Source organism: Streptomyces sp. NPDC059852, assembly GCF_042731455.1.
Taxonomy (GTDB): Bacteria; Actinomycetota; Actinomycetes; order Streptomycetales; family Streptomycetaceae; genus Streptomyces.
The window spans coordinates 194,205-210,030 of record NZ_JBHWJK010000005.1 but is presented as its reverse complement, the minus strand read 5'-3'; the positions used below and the strand labels follow the sequence as shown (position 1 = coordinate 210,030).

17 protein-coding genes are annotated in these 15,826 nt (G+C 72.2%); 6 read left to right on the top strand and 11 right to left on the bottom strand.

What is annotated here, in order from left to right; all coding sequences use genetic code 11:
• Positions 1-50: 50 nt before the first annotated feature.
• Positions 51-563 (bottom strand): Lrp/AsnC family transcriptional regulator, encoded by a 513-nt coding sequence (locus ACFV46_RS08960; protein ID WP_361930508.1) that lies wholly within the window; start codon positions 561-563, stop codon positions 51-53.
• Positions 564-651: 88 nt separating this feature from the next.
• On the opposite strand from ACFV46_RS08960, the gene ACFV46_RS08955 reads away from it, so the two are divergent.
• From ACFV46_RS08955 to ACFV46_RS08940, 4 genes are read left to right on the top strand one after another with little or no spacing between them, the layout of a single operon-like run.
• Positions 652-1,401: a LytTR family DNA-binding domain-containing protein gene (locus ACFV46_RS08955; RefSeq protein WP_361930505.1), complete on the top strand. Its 750-nt coding sequence runs from the start codon at positions 652-654 to the stop codon at positions 1,399-1,401.
• 2 nt (positions 1,402-1,403) lie between these two features.
• The gene (locus tag ACFV46_RS08950; protein WP_283289584.1) at positions 1,404-1,769 is read left to right on the top strand and encodes a hypothetical protein; all 366 of its coding nucleotides are present in this window, start codon (positions 1,404-1,406) and stop codon (positions 1,767-1,769) included.
• A 37-nt stretch (positions 1,770-1,806) separates the two neighbouring features.
• On the top strand, positions 1,807-3,519 hold the full coding sequence (locus tag ACFV46_RS08945) for a cation acetate symporter (RefSeq protein ID WP_385497575.1): 1,713 nt from the start codon (positions 1,807-1,809) through the stop codon (positions 3,517-3,519).
• Positions 3,516-4,736, top strand: a complete 1,221-nt coding sequence (locus ACFV46_RS08940; RefSeq protein ID WP_361930499.1) for a histidine kinase — start codon at positions 3,516-3,518, stop codon at positions 4,734-4,736. Before ACFV46_RS08945 ends, ACFV46_RS08940 begins: the two co-directional genes overlap by 4 nt.
• 3 nt (positions 4,737-4,739) lie before the next feature.
• Here ACFV46_RS08940 and ACFV46_RS08935 read toward each other — a convergent pair whose 3' ends face one another.
• From ACFV46_RS08935 to ACFV46_RS08915, 5 genes are all read right to left on the bottom strand, one after another.
• The gene (locus tag ACFV46_RS08935) at positions 4,740-4,910 is read right to left on the bottom strand and encodes a hypothetical protein (protein ID WP_151782856.1); all 171 of its coding nucleotides are present in this window, start codon (positions 4,908-4,910) and stop codon (positions 4,740-4,742) included.
• A gap of 45 nt (positions 4,911-4,955) precedes the next feature.
• Positions 4,956-5,906: a cytochrome c oxidase assembly protein gene (locus ACFV46_RS08930; RefSeq protein WP_385497573.1), complete on the bottom strand. Its 951-nt coding sequence runs from the start codon at positions 5,904-5,906 to the stop codon at positions 4,956-4,958.
• Positions 5,907-6,018: 112 nt separating this feature from the next.
• A complete protein-coding gene (locus ACFV46_RS08925) occupies positions 6,019-7,044 on the bottom strand; it encodes a 6-phosphofructokinase (RefSeq protein WP_361930493.1) in 1,026 nt (341 codons plus the stop codon).
• Between the two features lie 166 nt (positions 7,045-7,210).
• On the bottom strand, positions 7,211-7,939 hold the full coding sequence (locus ACFV46_RS08920; protein ID WP_361930490.1) for a glutamine amidotransferase: 729 nt from the start codon (positions 7,937-7,939) through the stop codon (positions 7,211-7,213).
• 25 nt (positions 7,940-7,964) lie between these two features.
• On the bottom strand, positions 7,965-9,203 hold the full coding sequence (locus ACFV46_RS08915; RefSeq protein WP_361930487.1) for a MurT ligase domain-containing protein: 1,239 nt from the start codon (positions 9,201-9,203) through the stop codon (positions 7,965-7,967).
• A 113-nt stretch (positions 9,204-9,316) separates the two neighbouring features.
• Here ACFV46_RS08915 and def point away from each other — a divergent pair, with 113 nt between their 5' ends.
• On the top strand, positions 9,317-9,862 hold the full coding sequence (def, locus tag ACFV46_RS08910; RefSeq protein ID WP_385497571.1) for a peptide deformylase: 546 nt from the start codon (positions 9,317-9,319) through the stop codon (positions 9,860-9,862).
• A gap of 20 nt (positions 9,863-9,882) precedes the next feature.
• Here def and ACFV46_RS08905 read toward each other — a convergent pair whose 3' ends face one another.
• On the bottom strand, positions 9,883-10,527 hold the full coding sequence (locus ACFV46_RS08905; RefSeq protein WP_151782850.1) for a TetR family transcriptional regulator: 645 nt from the start codon (positions 10,525-10,527) through the stop codon (positions 9,883-9,885).
• A gap of 185 nt (positions 10,528-10,712) precedes the next feature.
• Between ACFV46_RS08905 and ACFV46_RS08900 the strand changes: the two genes are divergently transcribed.
• Entirely contained in the window at positions 10,713-11,939 is a 1,227-nt protein-coding gene (locus ACFV46_RS08900; RefSeq protein WP_385497570.1) for an acyl-CoA dehydrogenase family protein, read from the top strand.
• A gap of 44 nt (positions 11,940-11,983) precedes the next feature.
• Here the strand turns inward: ACFV46_RS08900 and ACFV46_RS08895 are convergent, their stop codons facing one another.
• From ACFV46_RS08895 to ACFV46_RS08880, 4 genes are all read right to left on the bottom strand, one after another.
• A complete protein-coding gene (locus ACFV46_RS08895; protein WP_055622335.1) occupies positions 11,984-12,220 on the bottom strand; it encodes a DUF6213 family protein in 237 nt (78 codons plus the stop codon).
• Between the two features lie 25 nt (positions 12,221-12,245).
• On the bottom strand, positions 12,246-13,640 hold the full coding sequence (locus ACFV46_RS08890; RefSeq protein ID WP_385497568.1) for an NADP-dependent succinic semialdehyde dehydrogenase: 1,395 nt from the start codon (positions 13,638-13,640) through the stop codon (positions 12,246-12,248).
• A 73-nt stretch (positions 13,641-13,713) separates the two neighbouring features.
• Complete coding sequence (locus ACFV46_RS08885; RefSeq protein ID WP_361930477.1) at positions 13,714-14,187, bottom strand: NUDIX domain-containing protein; 474 nt, start codon at positions 14,185-14,187, stop codon at positions 13,714-13,716.
• The gene (locus ACFV46_RS08880; RefSeq protein ID WP_385497567.1) at positions 14,184-15,722 is read right to left on the bottom strand and encodes an ATP-dependent DNA ligase; all 1,539 of its coding nucleotides are present in this window, start codon (positions 15,720-15,722) and stop codon (positions 14,184-14,186) included. The genes ACFV46_RS08885 and ACFV46_RS08880 overlap by 4 nt, the downstream gene beginning before the upstream one ends.
• Positions 15,723-15,826 lie beyond the last annotated feature (104 nt).

Genomic DNA, 15,826 nt, shown 5'->3' with positions numbered 1-15,826 from the left:
ACGAGCGACAAGAAACGGGAAGTGCGTGTCCACGCAGCGATGCTGCGTCTTCACCGTTGTTCACGCACGACTGATGCGTCGACGGGCGCCGGCTGGCTGGCGCCCGCCTCCGGACTCTCCGGGATCAGGTGGGACAGCACCATGACACTGATCGTCTTGCGGATGAACGGCTCCACACGGATGCGCTCCAGCACCTCCTCGAAGTGCTCCACGTCCCGCGCCCGCACATGCAGCAACGCGTCCGCGCCCCCGGTCACCGTCATCGCCGCGGTGATCTCCGGATGGTTGCGGACGACCTCCGCGAGGCGCCGCGGCGGTGCCGCGCCCTCGCAGTACACCTCGACGTACGCCTCCGTGCGCCAGCCCAGCGCCGACGGGCGGACCGTGGCCGTGAACCCGGTGATCACCCCCGTCTCCCGCAGCCGGTCCACCCGCCGCTTGACCGCCGTCGCCGACAGCCCGACGCTCATGCCGATCTCGGCGAAACTCGTCCGGGCGTTCGCCATCAGTGCGGTGATGATCTTCCGGTCGAGTTCGTCGAAAGAAGCCGCGCCGCTGTTCATGAGGGCACTGTAAGCGCCCGGGCACCCAGCGCGAACGTCCCCTCCCGGCCCGTGTCCACCGGCGCCCGTTGCTCCTACACTCCCGTTCATGCTGCGCGCCCTGGCTGTCGACGACGAACGCCCCTCGCTGGAGGAACTGCTGTACCTCCTGAACGCCGACCCGCGGATCGGCAGCGCGGAGGGCGCGGGCGACGCCACCGAGGCGCTGCGCCGCATCAACCGCGCGCTGGAGTCGGGCCCCGGCGGAGCGGAGGCCATCGACGTCGTCTTCCTCGACATCAACATGCCCGGCCTCGACGGCCTCGACCTGGCCCGGCTGCTCACCGGCTTCGCCGAGCCGCCGCTCATCGTGTTCGTCACCGCCCACGAGGACTTCGCCGTCCAGGCCTTCGACCTGAAGGCCGTCGACTACGTGCTCAAACCCGTCCGCAAGGAACGCCTCGCGGAAGCCGTCCGCCGGGCCGCCGAACAGCGCGGCGCCACCCCGCGGATACCCGTGAGCGAACCCGACCCCGACCACCTCCCCGTCGAACTCGGCGGCGTCACCCGCTTCGTCCCCGTCGACGACATCACCCATGTCGAGGCCCAGGGCGACTACGCCCGCCTGCACACCGGCAAGGGCAGCCACCTCGTCCGCATCCCGCTGTCCACCCTCGAGGAACGCTGGCGCTCCCGCGGCTTCGTGCGCATCCACCGCCGCCATCTCGTCGCCCTGCGCCACATCGGCGAACTCCGGCTCGACGCGGGCAGCGTGAGCGTCGTCGTCGGCTCCGAGGAACTCCAGGTCAGCCGCCGCCACGCACGCGAACTGCGGGACCTGCTCATGAGGAGGCCGTGACGATGCCCGGCAGTCCCGCCGACCGCCGCGTCGTCGTCACCGGCCCGCCCCGGCGCACCCGGACCCGCCGCGTCTCCGGCTACTACCGGCCGCGCACCGAGATCGACGAGCAGACCACCCTCGGCCACACCTACGTCCGCTCCCTGATGCGCACCCAACTGCGTACCGCCCTCGCCGTGTTCGCCGTCCTCGGCCTGCTCGTCGCCCCGCTGCCGCTGCTGTTCGCGGCGATGCCGGACGCCCGCCACCTGGTCTGGGGCGTCCTCGGCTTCGGCCTGTACGCGCCCCTGGTGCTGCTGGCCCGCTGGTTCGTCCGCCGCGCCGAACGCAACGAACGCGACTTCGTCCGCCTCGTCGAGGACCGTTGACCACCCGCGCTGACCGAGACCAGGAACCGATCCGGCCGTGAACTCCAGCTACGCCGTCCCCGCCGTCGCCCTCGTGGCCCTGGCGACCGTCCTCGTCGGCGCCTTCGGCCTGCGCATCTCCCGCACCACCTCCGACTTCTACGTCGCCTCCCGCACCGTCGGACCCCGCCTCAACGCCGCCGCCATCAGCGGCGAGTACCTGTCCGCCGCCTCCTTCCTCGGCATCGCCGGGCTCGTCCTCGTCCAGGGCCCCGACATGCTCTGGTACCCGGTCGGCTACACCGCCGGCTACCTCGTCCTGCTGCTGTTCGTCGCCGCCCCGCTGCGCCGCTCCGGCGCCTACACGCTGCCCGACTTCGCCGAGGCCCGGCTCTCCTCGCAGGCGGTACGGCGGCTCGCGGGCGCCTTCGTGGTCGGCACCGGCTGGCTGTACCTGCTGCCCCAGCTCCAGGGCGCCGGACTCACCCTGACCGTCTTCACGGGGGCGCCGGACTGGCTCGGCGGCCTCGTCGTCGCCGTCGTGGTCGTCGCCATCGTCGCCGCCGGCGGCATGCGCAGCATCACCTTCGTGCAGGCCTTCCAATACTGGCTCAAGCTCACCGCGCTGCTCGTCCCCGCCCTCTTCCTCATCCTCGCCTGGCAGGGCGACGGCGCCCCCCGGCACGCCTTCGACGAGCCCGCGGCCTTCCGTGAGCAGCGCGTCGTCCGCGCCGACGCCACCCTCACGATCAGACTGCGCGACCCGCTGACGGTCACCGTCGACGGCACGGTCGACGGCCGCGCCCACGAGGACCGGCGCGTCCGGCTCGACGCCGGGCCGCACCACATCGAGAACGGCACCCGGCTGACCTTCGCCCGCGGCGACGAGGTCCCCGCCCGCGACCACGGCACCGGCGGCGGACTGTCCCCCTCGCTGGCCGAGAGCCGCGGCGAACGCCCGCTGTACGCCACGTACGGGCTGATCCTCGCCACCTTCCTCGGCACCATGGGGCTGCCGCACGTCGTCGTCCGCTTCTACACCAGCCCCCACGGCGTCGCCGCCCGCCGCACCACGGTCGCCGTGCTCGGCCTGATCGGCGCCTTCTACCTGCTGCCCCCCGTCTACGGCGCCCTGGGCCGGCTCTACGCCCCCGAGCTCACCCTGTCCGGCGACGCGGACGCCGCCGCGCTGCTGCTGCCCGGCCGCATGATCGGCGGAGTCGGCGGGGAACTGCTGGGCGCGCTCGTCGCGGGCGGCGCCTTCGCCGCGTTCCTGTCCACCGCGTCCGGCCTCACCATGGCCGTCGCGGGCGTCCTCACCCAGGACGTCCTGCCCTCCCGCGGCGTTCGGCACTTCCGGCTCGGCACCGTGTTCGCCATGCTGGTCCCGCTCGCCGCGAGCGTCCTGGTCGGCGGGCTGCCCGTCGCCGACGCGGTGGGCCTCGCCTTCGCCGTGTCGGCGTCCTCGTTCTGCCCGCTGCTCGTCCTCGGCATCTGGTGGCACCGGCTGACCCCGCCCGGCGCCGCCGCCGGGATGCTCGTCGGCGGCGGGTCCGCCCTGCTCGCCGTCGCCGCCACCATGGCGGGCTTCCCCCAGGCCGGCGCGCTGCACGCGCTGCTGGCCTGGCCCGCCCTCTGGTCGGTGCCGCTCGGCTTCCTCACCATGATCCTGGTGTCCCTGGCCACCCCGGGCCGGGTCCCGCCCGGCACCGCGGCGGTCCTCGCCCGCTTCCATCTGCCCGAGGAACTGAGAGCGGAGGTCAAGGCGTGAGCGGCTTCGTCGCGGGCCTGTGCGTGGCCATCCTGCCCCTGCTCGCCGCCGGCTTTTGGCTCGGCCGGCGCACCGCCCGCCCCCAGAGCCTCGGCGACCTCGGCACCCCCGTCGAGCACGCCACCTTCGAGACCCTGCACACCGCCACCCTCGCCGCGCCCCCGCTGCGCGCCGGACTCACCGAGGAGGCCGCCCGCAGGTCCGCCCGCCGGCTGCGCTCCCTGCTCGGCACCGACGCGCTGTGCCTGACCGACCGCACCGACGTCCTGGTCTGGGACGGCGTGGGCCAGCACCACCGCACCCAGATCATGGAGCTCCTCGCCGGACCCCTGGAGTCCGGCCGCGGCGAGGCGCTGCCGCTCAGCTGCGACAGCCCCGACTGCCCGGTGCGCTGGGCGGTCGTCGCCCCGCTCACCGTCGACGACCGGGTGCACGGCGCCCTCGTCGCCTGCGCGCCCCGCGAGTCCGCCGTCCTGGTGCGCGCGGCCGGCGAGGTCGCCCGCTGGGTGTCGGTGCAGCTGGAACTGGCCGACCTCGACCGGTCCCGCACCCGGCTCATCGAGGCCGAGATCAAGGCACTGCGCGCCCAGATATCCCCGCACTTCATCTTCAACTCTCTCGCGGTGATCGCCAGCTTCGTGCGCACCGACCCCGAGCGGGCCCGCGAGCTGCTGCTGGAGTTCGCCGACTTCACCCGGTACTCGTTCCGACGGCACGGCGACTTCACCACCCTCGCCGACGAGCTGCACGCCATCGACCACTACCTGGCGCTCGTGCGGGCACGCTTCGGCGACCGCCTCGACGTCACCCTCCAGATCGCCCCGGAGGTCCTGCCGGTGGCCCTGCCCTTCCTGTGCCTGCAGCCGCTCGTGGAGAACGCCGTCAAGCACGGTCTGGAGGGCAAGGGGGCGTCGTCGGCGGCCGCCAAGTGCCGTATCGGCATCACCGCCCAGGACGCCGGCGCCGAGGCCCTCGTCGTGATCGAGGACGACGGCGCCGGAATGGACCCCGACGCGCTGCGCCGCATCCTCGCCGGCGAGGTCAGCCCGTCCGGGGGCATCGGCCTGTCCAACGTCGACGACCGGCTGCGGCAGGTCTACGGCGACGAGTACGGGCTCGTCATCGAGACCGCCCCGGGCGCCGGCATGAAGATCACCGCCCGGCTCCCGAAGTACCAGCCGGGGGTGCACTCCGCCGGGCGGCTCACCGCTCCCTGACGCTCACGTACCGCGGCTGACGACCATCCCCAGCGTGATCAGGCCCAGCACCACCCACCCGAACCACAGCCAGCCGTTGCTCCCCAGCGCCACGGTGTACGCGGTCACCATCACCAGACCGCCGACCGTGAGCGCCCCCATCGCCTTGGTGGAACCGTCCGCAGAACCGGGCATCACGACACCCTCCTCAGGTTCGGTTCCCTCCATGGTGCCCCGATATCAGTTCCCGCGTGCGTTCAATGAGGCGAGATAGGCGTTGTACGCCTCCAGTTCCTTGTCGCCGTCCCGGTCGGCGGCGCGGTCCTTGCGGCGGGCCTGGCGCTGTTCCGAGCCGTACCACTGGAACAGCAGCGCGATCAGCACGAGCACCGACGGGATCTCGCTGAAGGCCCAGGCGATGCCGCCGGCGGCGCCCTGGTCGGAGAGCGCGTCGATGCCGAGGGAGGCGGGCGGGTTCTTGAACGTCTCGACCATGGGGACGGACCCCATCATCAGCGCGATGCCGAAGAACGCGTGGAACGGCATCCCGGCGAACAGCTCCAGCATCCGCATCAGATGGCCCGGCCGGTGCGGCCCGGGGTCCACGCCGATGATCGGCCAGAAGAACACCACGCCGACGGCGAGGAAGTGCACCATCATCGCGATGTGCCCGGTCTTCGAGCCCATGAGGAAGTCGAAGAGCGGCGTGAAGTACAGGGCGTAGAGGCTGGCGATGAACAGCGGGATGGTGAACGCCGGGTGCGTCACGATCCGCATGTACCGGCTGTGCAGCAGCGCGAGCAGCAGCTCGCGCGGCCCCTTGCTGCCCCGGGCCGCGGGCGGCAGCGCGCGCAGCGCCAGGGTGACGGGCGCCCCGAGCAGGAGCAGGATCGGCGACAGCATGCTGATCACCATGTGCTGCACCATGTGCACGCTGAACATGACCATGCCGTAGTCGTTCAGCCCGGTGCACATGACCAACAGCACGGTCAGCACACCGACGACGTACGACACGGTCCGGGTCACCGGCCAGGCGTCCCCGCGCCGCCGCAGCCGGACGACACCCCACGCGTACAGGCCGAGCCCCACCAGGCAGGCGATGAGGAAGAACGGGTCCGTGGACCACGCGAGCCCTCGCTCCAGCGTGAACGGCGGCAGATCCGACATCGTGCCGTGGCCGCTGTGATCCATCCGACGGCTCCTGTTTCGTGGGGGTTGTGCATTTCTGTCCGCACACAGACTAGAACCGCCCCCGGCCGCGCTCGCGGCCGGGGGCAGACTCGTCAGATCAGCGCGGTGTCGCCTACAGGACGCACTCGGCTTCTTCGTAGCGGTCCCCGGGGACCGTCTTCAGCGTCTCCACGGCCTCCGCCAGCGGCACCATCTCGATGTCCGTGCCACGCAGCGCCGTCATGTGCCCGAACTCGCCGCGGTGCACGGCCTCCACCGCGTGCCAGCCGAACCGCGTCGCCAGCACCCGGTCGTACGCGGTGGGCGTGCCACCGCGCTGCACATGCCCGAGGATCACCGGCCGCGCCTCCTTGCCCAGCCGGTGCTCCAGCTCGATGGACAGCTGGCGGGCGATCCCGGCGAAGCGCTCGTGGCCGTAGACGTCCTTGCCGCCCTCGTCGAAGGCCATCGTGCCGGGCGCCGGCTTGGCCCCCTCCGCGGCGACGACGATCGCGAACCGCTTGCCCGCCTCGAACCGGGCCCCGACCCGCCGGGTCAGCTCGTCGATGTCGAAGGGGCGCTCGGGGACGACGACGGCGTGCGCGCCGGCCGCCATGCCGGAGTGCAGCGCGATCCAGCCGGTGTGCCGGCCCATGACCTCGACGACGAGGACGCGCTGGTGGGACTCGGCGGTGGTCTTCAGCCGGTCCAGGGCCTCGGTGGCCACGGTCACGGCGGTGTCGAAACCGAAGGTGACGTCGGTGACCGCGATGTCGTTGTCGATGGTCTTCGGCACCCCGACGACCGGCAGGCCGCTGTCCGACATCAGCCGGGCCGCCTTGAGCGTGCCCTCGCCGCCGATCGGGATGATCGCGTCCAGGCCCAGCTCCTCGACGTGGCCCTTGGCCCGCTCCACGCCGTCGCGCAGATGGGAGGGCTGGACACGGGAGGAACCGAGGATCGTGCCGCCGCGGGCGAGGATGCCGCCCACCGCGTCGAGGTCGAGCTTGAGGTAGTCGCACTCCAGGAGGCCCTTCCAGCCGTCCCGGAAGCCGATGACCTCGTCGCCGTGGTCGACGACGGCGCGGTGCACGACGGACCGGATGACGGCGTTCAGGCCGGGGCAGTCGCCGCCGGACGTGAGGACACCAATGCGCATAGCCCGAAAACCTTCTCCACGTGGGCCGGGACCGGACCACGCTGTCCGGCTCGAATCCCCGCCACCCTAGCGGCATCGGGGGGCGGGGCCGAACCGTGCGTCCGCCTGCTGGACGGCCCCGCTCACCTGTGCGGAGAGGCCGTCAGACGGGCTGCCGAGACCCGTCTCAGGCGGGCTGCTGGGCGGCCGCGATGCGCTCCTCGCGCAGCGCCTCGTACCAGCGGTCGTCGGTCGGCGGCAGCGCGTTGACGTCGAGCGCCAGCTTCAGCAGCAGGTCCGCGATCTGCGGGTTGCGCGCGAGCACGGGGCCGTGCATGTACGTGCCGAAGACGGTGTCGTTGTACGCGCCCTCCGTGCCGTCGCCCGTGCCGTTGCCGTTGCCGAAGCGGACCTGGGCGAAGGGGCGGGCGGTCGGGCCGAGGTGCGTGACGCCCTGGTGGTTCTCGAACCCGGTCAGCGGGGGCAGGCCGAGGCGCGGGTCGATGTCCGCGAGCACGTCGCCGACGCACCGCGCGCCCTCGCCGCGCACGGACACCACGTCGATCAGCCCGAGGCCGGGCTCGCGCTGGCCGAGGTCGTTGATGAACTCGTGGCCGAGGATCTGGTAGCCCGCGCACACCGAGAACACGATGGCGCCGTTCTCCACGGCGCGCAGCAGCCCGCCGTCCCGGCGCAGCCGCTCGGCCGCGAGCCGCTGCGGCCGGTCCTCACCGCCGCCGATCAGGTAGATGTCACCGGAGGTCGGGATCGGCTGGTCGCTGCGCACGTCCAGGCGGGCCACGTCGAGGCCGCGCTGGCGTGCCCGGCGCTCCACCACGAGGACGTTGCCCTGGTCGCCGTAGGTGCTGAGCAGGTCCGGGTAGATCCAGACGACCCGCAGTTGGTTGTCGCTCACTTGAAGTCCTCTGAAGTCTCTGGGCTCAGTTGCCGACGCGGCGGCGCAGGTCCTGGAACGCGGTGTAGTTGGCGATGACCTCGATCCGCCCCGGCGGGCAGGCCCGTACGGCCTCGTCGAGGGTGTCGAACACCTGGAACTGCTGGTTGGCGACCTCCAGGCGCACCGCGAGGTCGAGCCGGCGGTCACCGACGACACAGATCGGGTGGCCGGTCAGCCGCGTGTAGTCGACGTCCCACAGCCAGGAGGTGTCGGTGCCGTCGGCGCCGCGCGCGTTCACCGAGAGGATCACCGGGGTCGGCGGCGGGTCGATCAGCGAGAACGTCTCCAGCCAGCCCGCCGGGTTCTTCGCGAGCAGCAGCCGCAGGTCCCGCTCCATGAACTGCACGACGTCGTACCGGCCGGCGACCGCCTGCACGGAGTACATCCGCTCCAGGGCGACCTGCGGGGGCACGCCGAACACGGCGGCGACGGCGGCCGAGGAGGCGGCGTTGGCCTTGTTGGCCCGCCCGGGCAGCTGCAGCCGGATCGGCCACGCCGAGCCGTGCGGGTCGAGGACGTGGTCGCCGGAGAGCGCCCAGCTCGGCGTCGGGCGGCGGAAGCCGCACTCGCCGCAGAACCAGTCGTCGCCCGGCCGCTGCATCACCCCGCCGCAGGACGGGCAGGACCAGGCGTCGTCCTTCCACATCTGCCCGGCGGCGACCCAGATCACGTTCGGGGAGGAGGACGCGGCCCATACGACCAGCGGGTCGTCGGCGTTGGCCACGACCACGGCCTTGGAACCGGCCAGGCCCTCACGCCAGTTCTCGGCGAGCATCCGGGTCTCGGCGGCCCGGTCCAGCTGGTCGCGCGAGAGGTTGAGCAGCGCGATGCACTTCGGGTCGGTGTCCCGGGCCACCCCGGCGAGGTACTTCTCGTCGACCTCGATCACGCCGTAGCGCGAGTCCGAGCCGCCGGCGAGCGCCGAGGTGATACCGGCCGGCATGTTGGCGCCGAGCGCGTTGGAGACGACCGGGCCCGCGGCCCGCAGCGCCTCCGCGATCAGCCGCGTGGTCGTCGTCTTGCCGTTGGTGGCGGACACCAGGACCACGTCCAGGTTCTGCGCCAGCCGGGCGAGGAGGTCGGGGTCGAGCTTGAGCGCCACCCGGCCGCCGATCACCGAACCGCTGCCACGCCCTGCGGCGCGTGATGCAGCCGCGACCGCCTTGCCCGCGGTCACGGCCAGCTTGGCCCGCGGCGTCAGCGGGTCCGAGTTGCCTGCCATCAGATCTCGATCCTCCTTGCGTACGCGCCGCGCCTGAAGCCCTACGGCAACGTGGTGGTGGTCAGCCTATTCGAGATCCAATCGCACTCCCGAATCGCCGTACCCTTGCGGCCATGCGCAACAGCTCCATTCCGGGCACCCGTGGGCGAGTCCGGCCCCTCACCCTGCTCGGCGACCCCGTCCTGCACACCCCCTGCGCGGAGGTCACCGCCTTCGGACCGCAACTCGCGGAGCTCGTGGAGGACTTGTTCGCCACCATGTACGCGGCGAGCGGTGTGGGCCTTGCGGCCAACCAGGTGGGGGAGTCCCTGCGGGTGTTCGTCTACGACTGCCCGGACGACGACGACGTCCGCCATCTCGGCCATGTCGTGAACCCGCGGCTGGTCGAGGCGGACGGCGTGGTGGTCCGGGGCCCGGAGGGCTGTCTGTCGCTGCCCGGCCTGGAGGCGGGCACCGAGCGGTACGACCACGCGGTGGTCGAGGGGTTCACGGTGGCCGGCGAGCCGGTCACCGTGCACGGCACCGGCTTCTTCGCCCGCTGTCTCCAGCACGAGTACGACCATCTGGAGGGCCGGGTGTACGCGGACCGGCTCGGCGGGCTGCGCCACCGGCGGCTGATGCGCCAGGTGGCACGGGCCCCCTGGCGCCGCTCCGGCTGACCGCCCGCGGACGGCCGCGCTCAGAAGCCGGGCCCGCCCATCTTGTCGCCCGCCGCGGCCAGCCGGCCCCACAGCAGGTCCGCGAGGCTGCGCACCAACTCCGCCCGTGAGCACGGCCGCTCGCCGAGCCACCAGTCCCCGGCCGCGTGCATCATGCCGACGATGCCGTGGCCCCAGACCCGGGCCAGCTGCTGGCTGCCGGGGCCGAGGTCGAGGCGCTCCTCGATGACGGTGGCCAGCTCCTCGCCCATCCGCCGCAGCAGCGGGGCGGAGTGCTTGCCGACGTCGAACCCCTGGTCGCCGGCGTGGCCACCCTCCGCCGGATGCATCAGGAACCGGTACACCTGAGGGCGTGCCTCGATGGCGGCCAGATACGTGTCGAGCGTGGACTCGACGCGCTCGCGCCGGTCGGCGGGCGCGTCCAGAGCGGCCCGCAGCGAGTCCAGCAGGGCGTCCGTGTGCCGTTTGGCCAGCGCCGCGTAGAGCCCGCCCTTGTCGCCGAAGTGCCGGTACAGGATGGGCTTGGTGATGCCGGCCTCGGCCGCGATGGCGTTCATCGAGGCCTGCGGGCCGTCCCGCAGCACCACTCTGTCGGCGGCCTCCAGCAGCTCGCGCCGACGGCGGTCGGCGGACCTCTGCTGATCCGTCCGCTGCGTGGTGTCCATGAGCTCTCCCCACCCGTACTGGTTCGGTGACGCCTGCGCAAAGTAACACTCAACCAGGCATGACCATCGAACGGGCTGCCGAGCGCACATCGCGGGTTGACTTTACCTACCGGCCGGTAACAAACTAGGGTTACCGCTAGTAACAAAGCATGCAGCGGGCATGCGCGTACGCCGCTGGAGGGGTCATGGCCGAGTTCACCATGGAGCTCAACGACGAACAGAAGGAGGTCCGGGACTGGCTGCACGGCTTCGCGGCCGACGTGATCCGCCCCGCGGCCGCCGAATGGGACGAGCGTGAGGAGACTCCCTGGCCGGTCATCCAGGAGGCCGCGAAGGTCGGCATCTACTCGCTCGACTTCTACGCCCAGCAGTACTTCGACCAGACCGGCCTCGGCATCCCCATGACCATGGAGGAGCTGTTCTGGGGCGACGCGGGCATCGCCCTGTCGATCGTCGGCACCGGCCTCGCGGCCGTCGGCGTCCTCGCCAACGGCACCGAGGAGCAGATCGGCACCTGGGTGCCCCAGATGTACGGCGACGCCAACGACGTCAAGCTCGCCGCCTTCTGCTCCTCCGAGCCCGACGCCGGATCCGACGTCGCCTCCATGCGTACCCGCGCCATCTACGACGAGGCCAAGGACGAGTGGGTGATCAACGGCACCAAGACCTGGGCGACCAACGGCGGCATCGCCAACGTCCACGTCGTCGTCGCCGTCGTCGACCCCGAGCTCGGCTCCAAGGGCCACGCCTCCTTCATCGTCCCGCCGAACACGCCGGGCCTCTCCCAGGGGCAGAAGTTCAAGAAGCACGGCATCCGCGCCTCGCACACCGCCGAGGTCATCCTGGACAACGTGCGCGTCCCCGGCTCCTGCCTGCTCGGCGGAAAGGAGAAGCTGGACGAGCGCCTGGCGCGCGCCCGGGAACGGGCCAAGAAGGGCGGCGAGCGCGTGAAGAACGCCGCGATGGCCACCTTCGAGGCGTCCCGTCCGGCCGTTGGCGCGATGGCCGTCGGCACCGCCCGCGCCGCCTACGAGGTCGCCCTGGACTACGCGACGACGCGTGAGCAGTTCGGGCGCCCGATCATCGACAACCAGGGCGTCGCCTTCCAGCTCGCCGACATGCGCACCCAGGTCGACGCGGCGCGGCTGCTGGTGTGGCGGGCCTCCTGGATGGCGATCAACGGCAAGCCGTTCACGGCGGCCGAGGGGTCGATGTCGAAGCTGTTCGCGAGCGAGACGGCGAAGAAGGTCACCGCGCAGGCCATCCAGATCCTGGGCGGCAACGGCTACACCCGGGAGTACCCGGTGGAGCGCATGCACCGGGACTCGGCCATTTACACGATCTTCGAGGGGACGAGCGAGATCCAGCGACTGGTGATCGCCCGCACGCTGTCGGGCATGTCGATCCGCTAGAGCGGGGGACAGGGGAGGCTCGCGCGGGTGGCGCGGGCCTTCCCCTATGGCGTGGTGCCGCTGCTGTGGGCGATGCAGGCCACGTCGATGCGGTCCGCGAGCTTGGCCAGCTCGATGGTCAGCGCCGCGACGGTGTCCTCGTCGAGCCCGTCCGCGCCGGCCTCCACGAGGTGCAGCCACCGGCCGCCCACCGTGCGCAGCAGCTTGCTCACGTCGGCGGCGGCGACCTGCAAGGTCCCCCGGTCGTCGACGATCAGCGGCAGAGTAACTTCGCGGTTCACAGCTGGGATCGTAGTCGCGCTGCGCTCACGCACCCTGCCAAACCGTAGTGATGTTGCAGAACTCCCGGATTCCGTGCCCGGACAGCTCACGGCCGAACCCGGACCGCTTCACCCCTCCGAACGGGAACGCCGGATGGGACGCCGTCATGCCGTTGACGTACACGCTCCCGGCCTCCAGATCCCGTACGAAACGCTCCACCTCGGCGTCGTCGCGTGTCCACACGTTCGAACTCAGGCCGAAGGGCGAGTCGTTGGCGATCAGCACCGCCTCGTCCAGGTCCGAAGCCCGGTACAGCGTGGCGACCGGCCCGAACGCCTCCTCCCGGTGGATGCGCATCTCGCGGGTGATGCCGGAGAGCACCGTCGGCGGGTAGTACCAGCCCGGCAGTTCGGGGCGGCGCAGCGCGTGCCCGCCGCACAGGGCGGTCGCCCCGCTGCGGGTCGCGTCGTCGACCAGCTCCTCCAGGTCCGTGCGTCCCTGTTCGCTGGCGAGCGGGCCGACGTCCGTGCCCTCCTCCATCGGATCGCCGACCACCAGCGCCTTCATGCCCGCCACGAACCGCTCCGCGAACGCGTCGTACACGTCCGTGTGCACGATGAACCGCTTCGCGGCGATGCACGACTGCCCGTTGTTCTGCACCCGCGCGGTCACCGCGACCTTCGCGGCCCGGTCCAGGTCGGCCGACGGCATCACGACATAGGGGTCGCTGCCGCCCAGCTCCAGCACCGTCTTCTTGATCATCTCGCCGGCGGTGGAGGCGACCGCGCGGCCCGCGGGCTCGCTGCCGGTGAGGGTGGCCGCCTTGACCCGGTCGTCGCGCAGGATGTCGTCGACCTGCGCGGAGCCGATCAGCAGGGTCTGGAAACAGCCCTCGGGACAGCCCGCCCGATGGAACAGGTCCTCCAGATACAAGGCCGTCTGGGGGACGTTCGAAGCGTGCTTGAGCAGACCCACGTTGCCCGCCATCAGCGCGGGCGCGGCGAACCGGATCACCTGCCACAACGGGAAGTTCCACGGCATCACGGCGAGCACCGGCCCCAGCGGGCGGTAGCGGACCCGCACCCGCGAGGCACCCGAGTCCTTCACGTCCGTGTCGGCCGGCTCCTCGTCGGCCAGCAGCCCCTCGGCGCGCTCGGCGTACCAGCGCATCGCCTTCGCACACTTGGCTGCCTCCGCGCGGGCCTGCGCGACGGGCTTGCCCATCTCGGTGGTCATCGTCCGGGCGATGTCGGCCTGGTCCTCGTCGAGGAGGTCCGCGGCGCGGTTCAGCAGCCGCGCGCGGTCGGCGAAGCTCGTGGTCCGGTACGTGCGGAACGTGGCCTCGGCGAGCTGGAGCCGGCGCTCGACCTCCTCCTCGCCCATGGCCTCGTACGTCTTGAGCGTCTCGCCGTTCGCCGGGTTGACCGTCGCGATGGGCATGAGCGACCTCCTGAAGCGACCTGTTGCTTCGACCTTCCCGCGCCGCGGTGGGTCCCGCAACGCGTGCTGCTGCTCAGGACGAGTGCTCCGCCAGCCGGTCGAGAAACGCGGCCTGCGCCTTCACGATCAGCTCGCGCGCCCGGTCGAGGGACAACCAGGCCACCCGGTCCAGCTCCGGGAACTCCTGGCTACGGCCCGAGCGCGGCGGCCACTCCATCGTGAACGTGCCCGGCACGACGTCCGCCGGGTCCAGATCGGCCTCGACCGCCCAGACGGTGACGGTCTTGCCGCCCGCCTGCCGGACCTCGCCCAGCGCGACGGCCTCCCCGTCCGGCGGCGGCAGCCCCAGCTCCTCCTGGAACTCCCTGCGGGCCGCGTCCCAGGCGGGCTCGTCCGGCGCGTACTCGCCCTTCGGCACCGTCCACGCCCCGGCGTCCCGCCGCGCGAAGTACGGCCCACCCATATGGCCGAGCAGCACCTCCAGGCCGGCGTCCGCGCGGCGGAAGAGCAGCAGGCCGGCGCTGCGCCGCTCGCGGGCCGCGCTCACGGCCGCACCCCGGGGTGCGCGGCCAGCAGCGACTCGACGGTGTCCGCCTCCTCCGGGCGCTTGTCCTCGCGGTAGCGCAGCACGCGCGCGAAGCGGAGCGTCACCCCGGCCGGGTAGCGGGAGGAGCGCTGCAGACCGTCGTACGCGATCTCCACGACCAGTTCGGGGCGGACGGTCACCCCCCAGGGGTGGCTGCTCACGGCGAGCGCCTGGAGCCGTTCGGTCTGCCAGGTCAGCAGCGCGTCCGTCATCCCCTTGAACGTCTTGCCCAGCATGGCGAACCCGCCGTCCGCCGTACGCGCCCCCAGGTGCAGGTTGGAGAGCTTGCCTGTCCTGCGGCCGTGCCCCCACTCGGCGGCCAGCACCACCAGGTCCAGGGTGTGCACGGGTTTCACCTTCAGCCAGGACGCGCCGCGCCGGCCCGCGCTGTAGGCGGCGTCGAGCGCCTTCACCACGACGCCCTCGTGTCCGCGTTCCAGGGTCTCGGCGAGGAACTCCTCGGCGCGGGGCAGGTCGTCGGGGCCGGACACCAGGGCGCGGCGCACCCGCATCGGCTCCGGGACCAGCCGGGCCAGCTCCGCGTGCCGCTCGGCGAACGGCAGGTCGAGCAGGTCGCGGCCGTCGACGGACAGGGCGTCGAAGAAGACGGGGGAGACGGGGACCTCCCGGGCGGCCGTCGCGACGTCCACCCGGGAGCCGACGCGGCCCGCGGTCTCCTGGAAGGAGCGGGGCCGTCCGGTGGGGTCGAACGCGATGACCTCGCCGTCGAGGATGAACCGCTCGCCCCGCAACTCCTTCGCCGCCGCGACGACTTCGGGGAGCCGGTCGGTGATGTCGTCCAGAGTGCGGGTGTACGCGCGGACGGTGTCGCCGTCGCGGTGCAGCTGGACGCGGATGCCGTCCAGTTTCTCCTCCACCGCGCAGCCGCCCAGCTTTCCGACCGCCTCGGACACCGAGGACGCGGTGTGCGCGAGCATCGGCAGCACCGGGCGGCCGACGGTGAGCCGGAAGCGGTCCAGCGACTCGGGGCCGTCCGCGAGCAGCGCCTGCGCGACGCTCTGCAGGGAGCCGGCGAGCATGACCGCCCGCCGTACGTCGGCGGGCGGTGCGCCGGTGGCCTGCGCGAGCCCCTCCACCGCCACCGCGTCGAGCGCGCCCTGGCGTACCTCGCCGGTGATCAGGCCGAGCAGGAAACGCTGCTCGTGCTCGGTCGCCGCGCCCATCAACTCACCGACCAGGCGGGTGCGTTCAGCCTGGGATCCGGCGCCGGACACGTTGCCGAGGGCGGTGAGCCGGGCGTCCACCTCACGGACGGTCAGGGCCGGCTCGGCGGCCGGGGGCACCGGGCGGCTCAGCACCTTCCAGCCGACGCCGAGCCGTCCCTGGGGGAGCCGGCCGGCCAGATACGGGATGACGAGGGGCACGTCGTCCGCCTCGGCGTCCCGGAAGAGCTCCGCGAGCAGAGCGATCTTCCGGGACCGCGCCGACGTCGCGGCGACCTCCTGGGACACGCGGGCGAGACGGGTCAGCAGCATGCGCACCATCCTGGGGTGTGCGGCGCCGGTGCACACCCGCACGGTTGCGGTGTGTCGGTCCGCTGCGGCGCCGTGGGGGTCTGTCGTGCGGTTCCCCGCTCCCC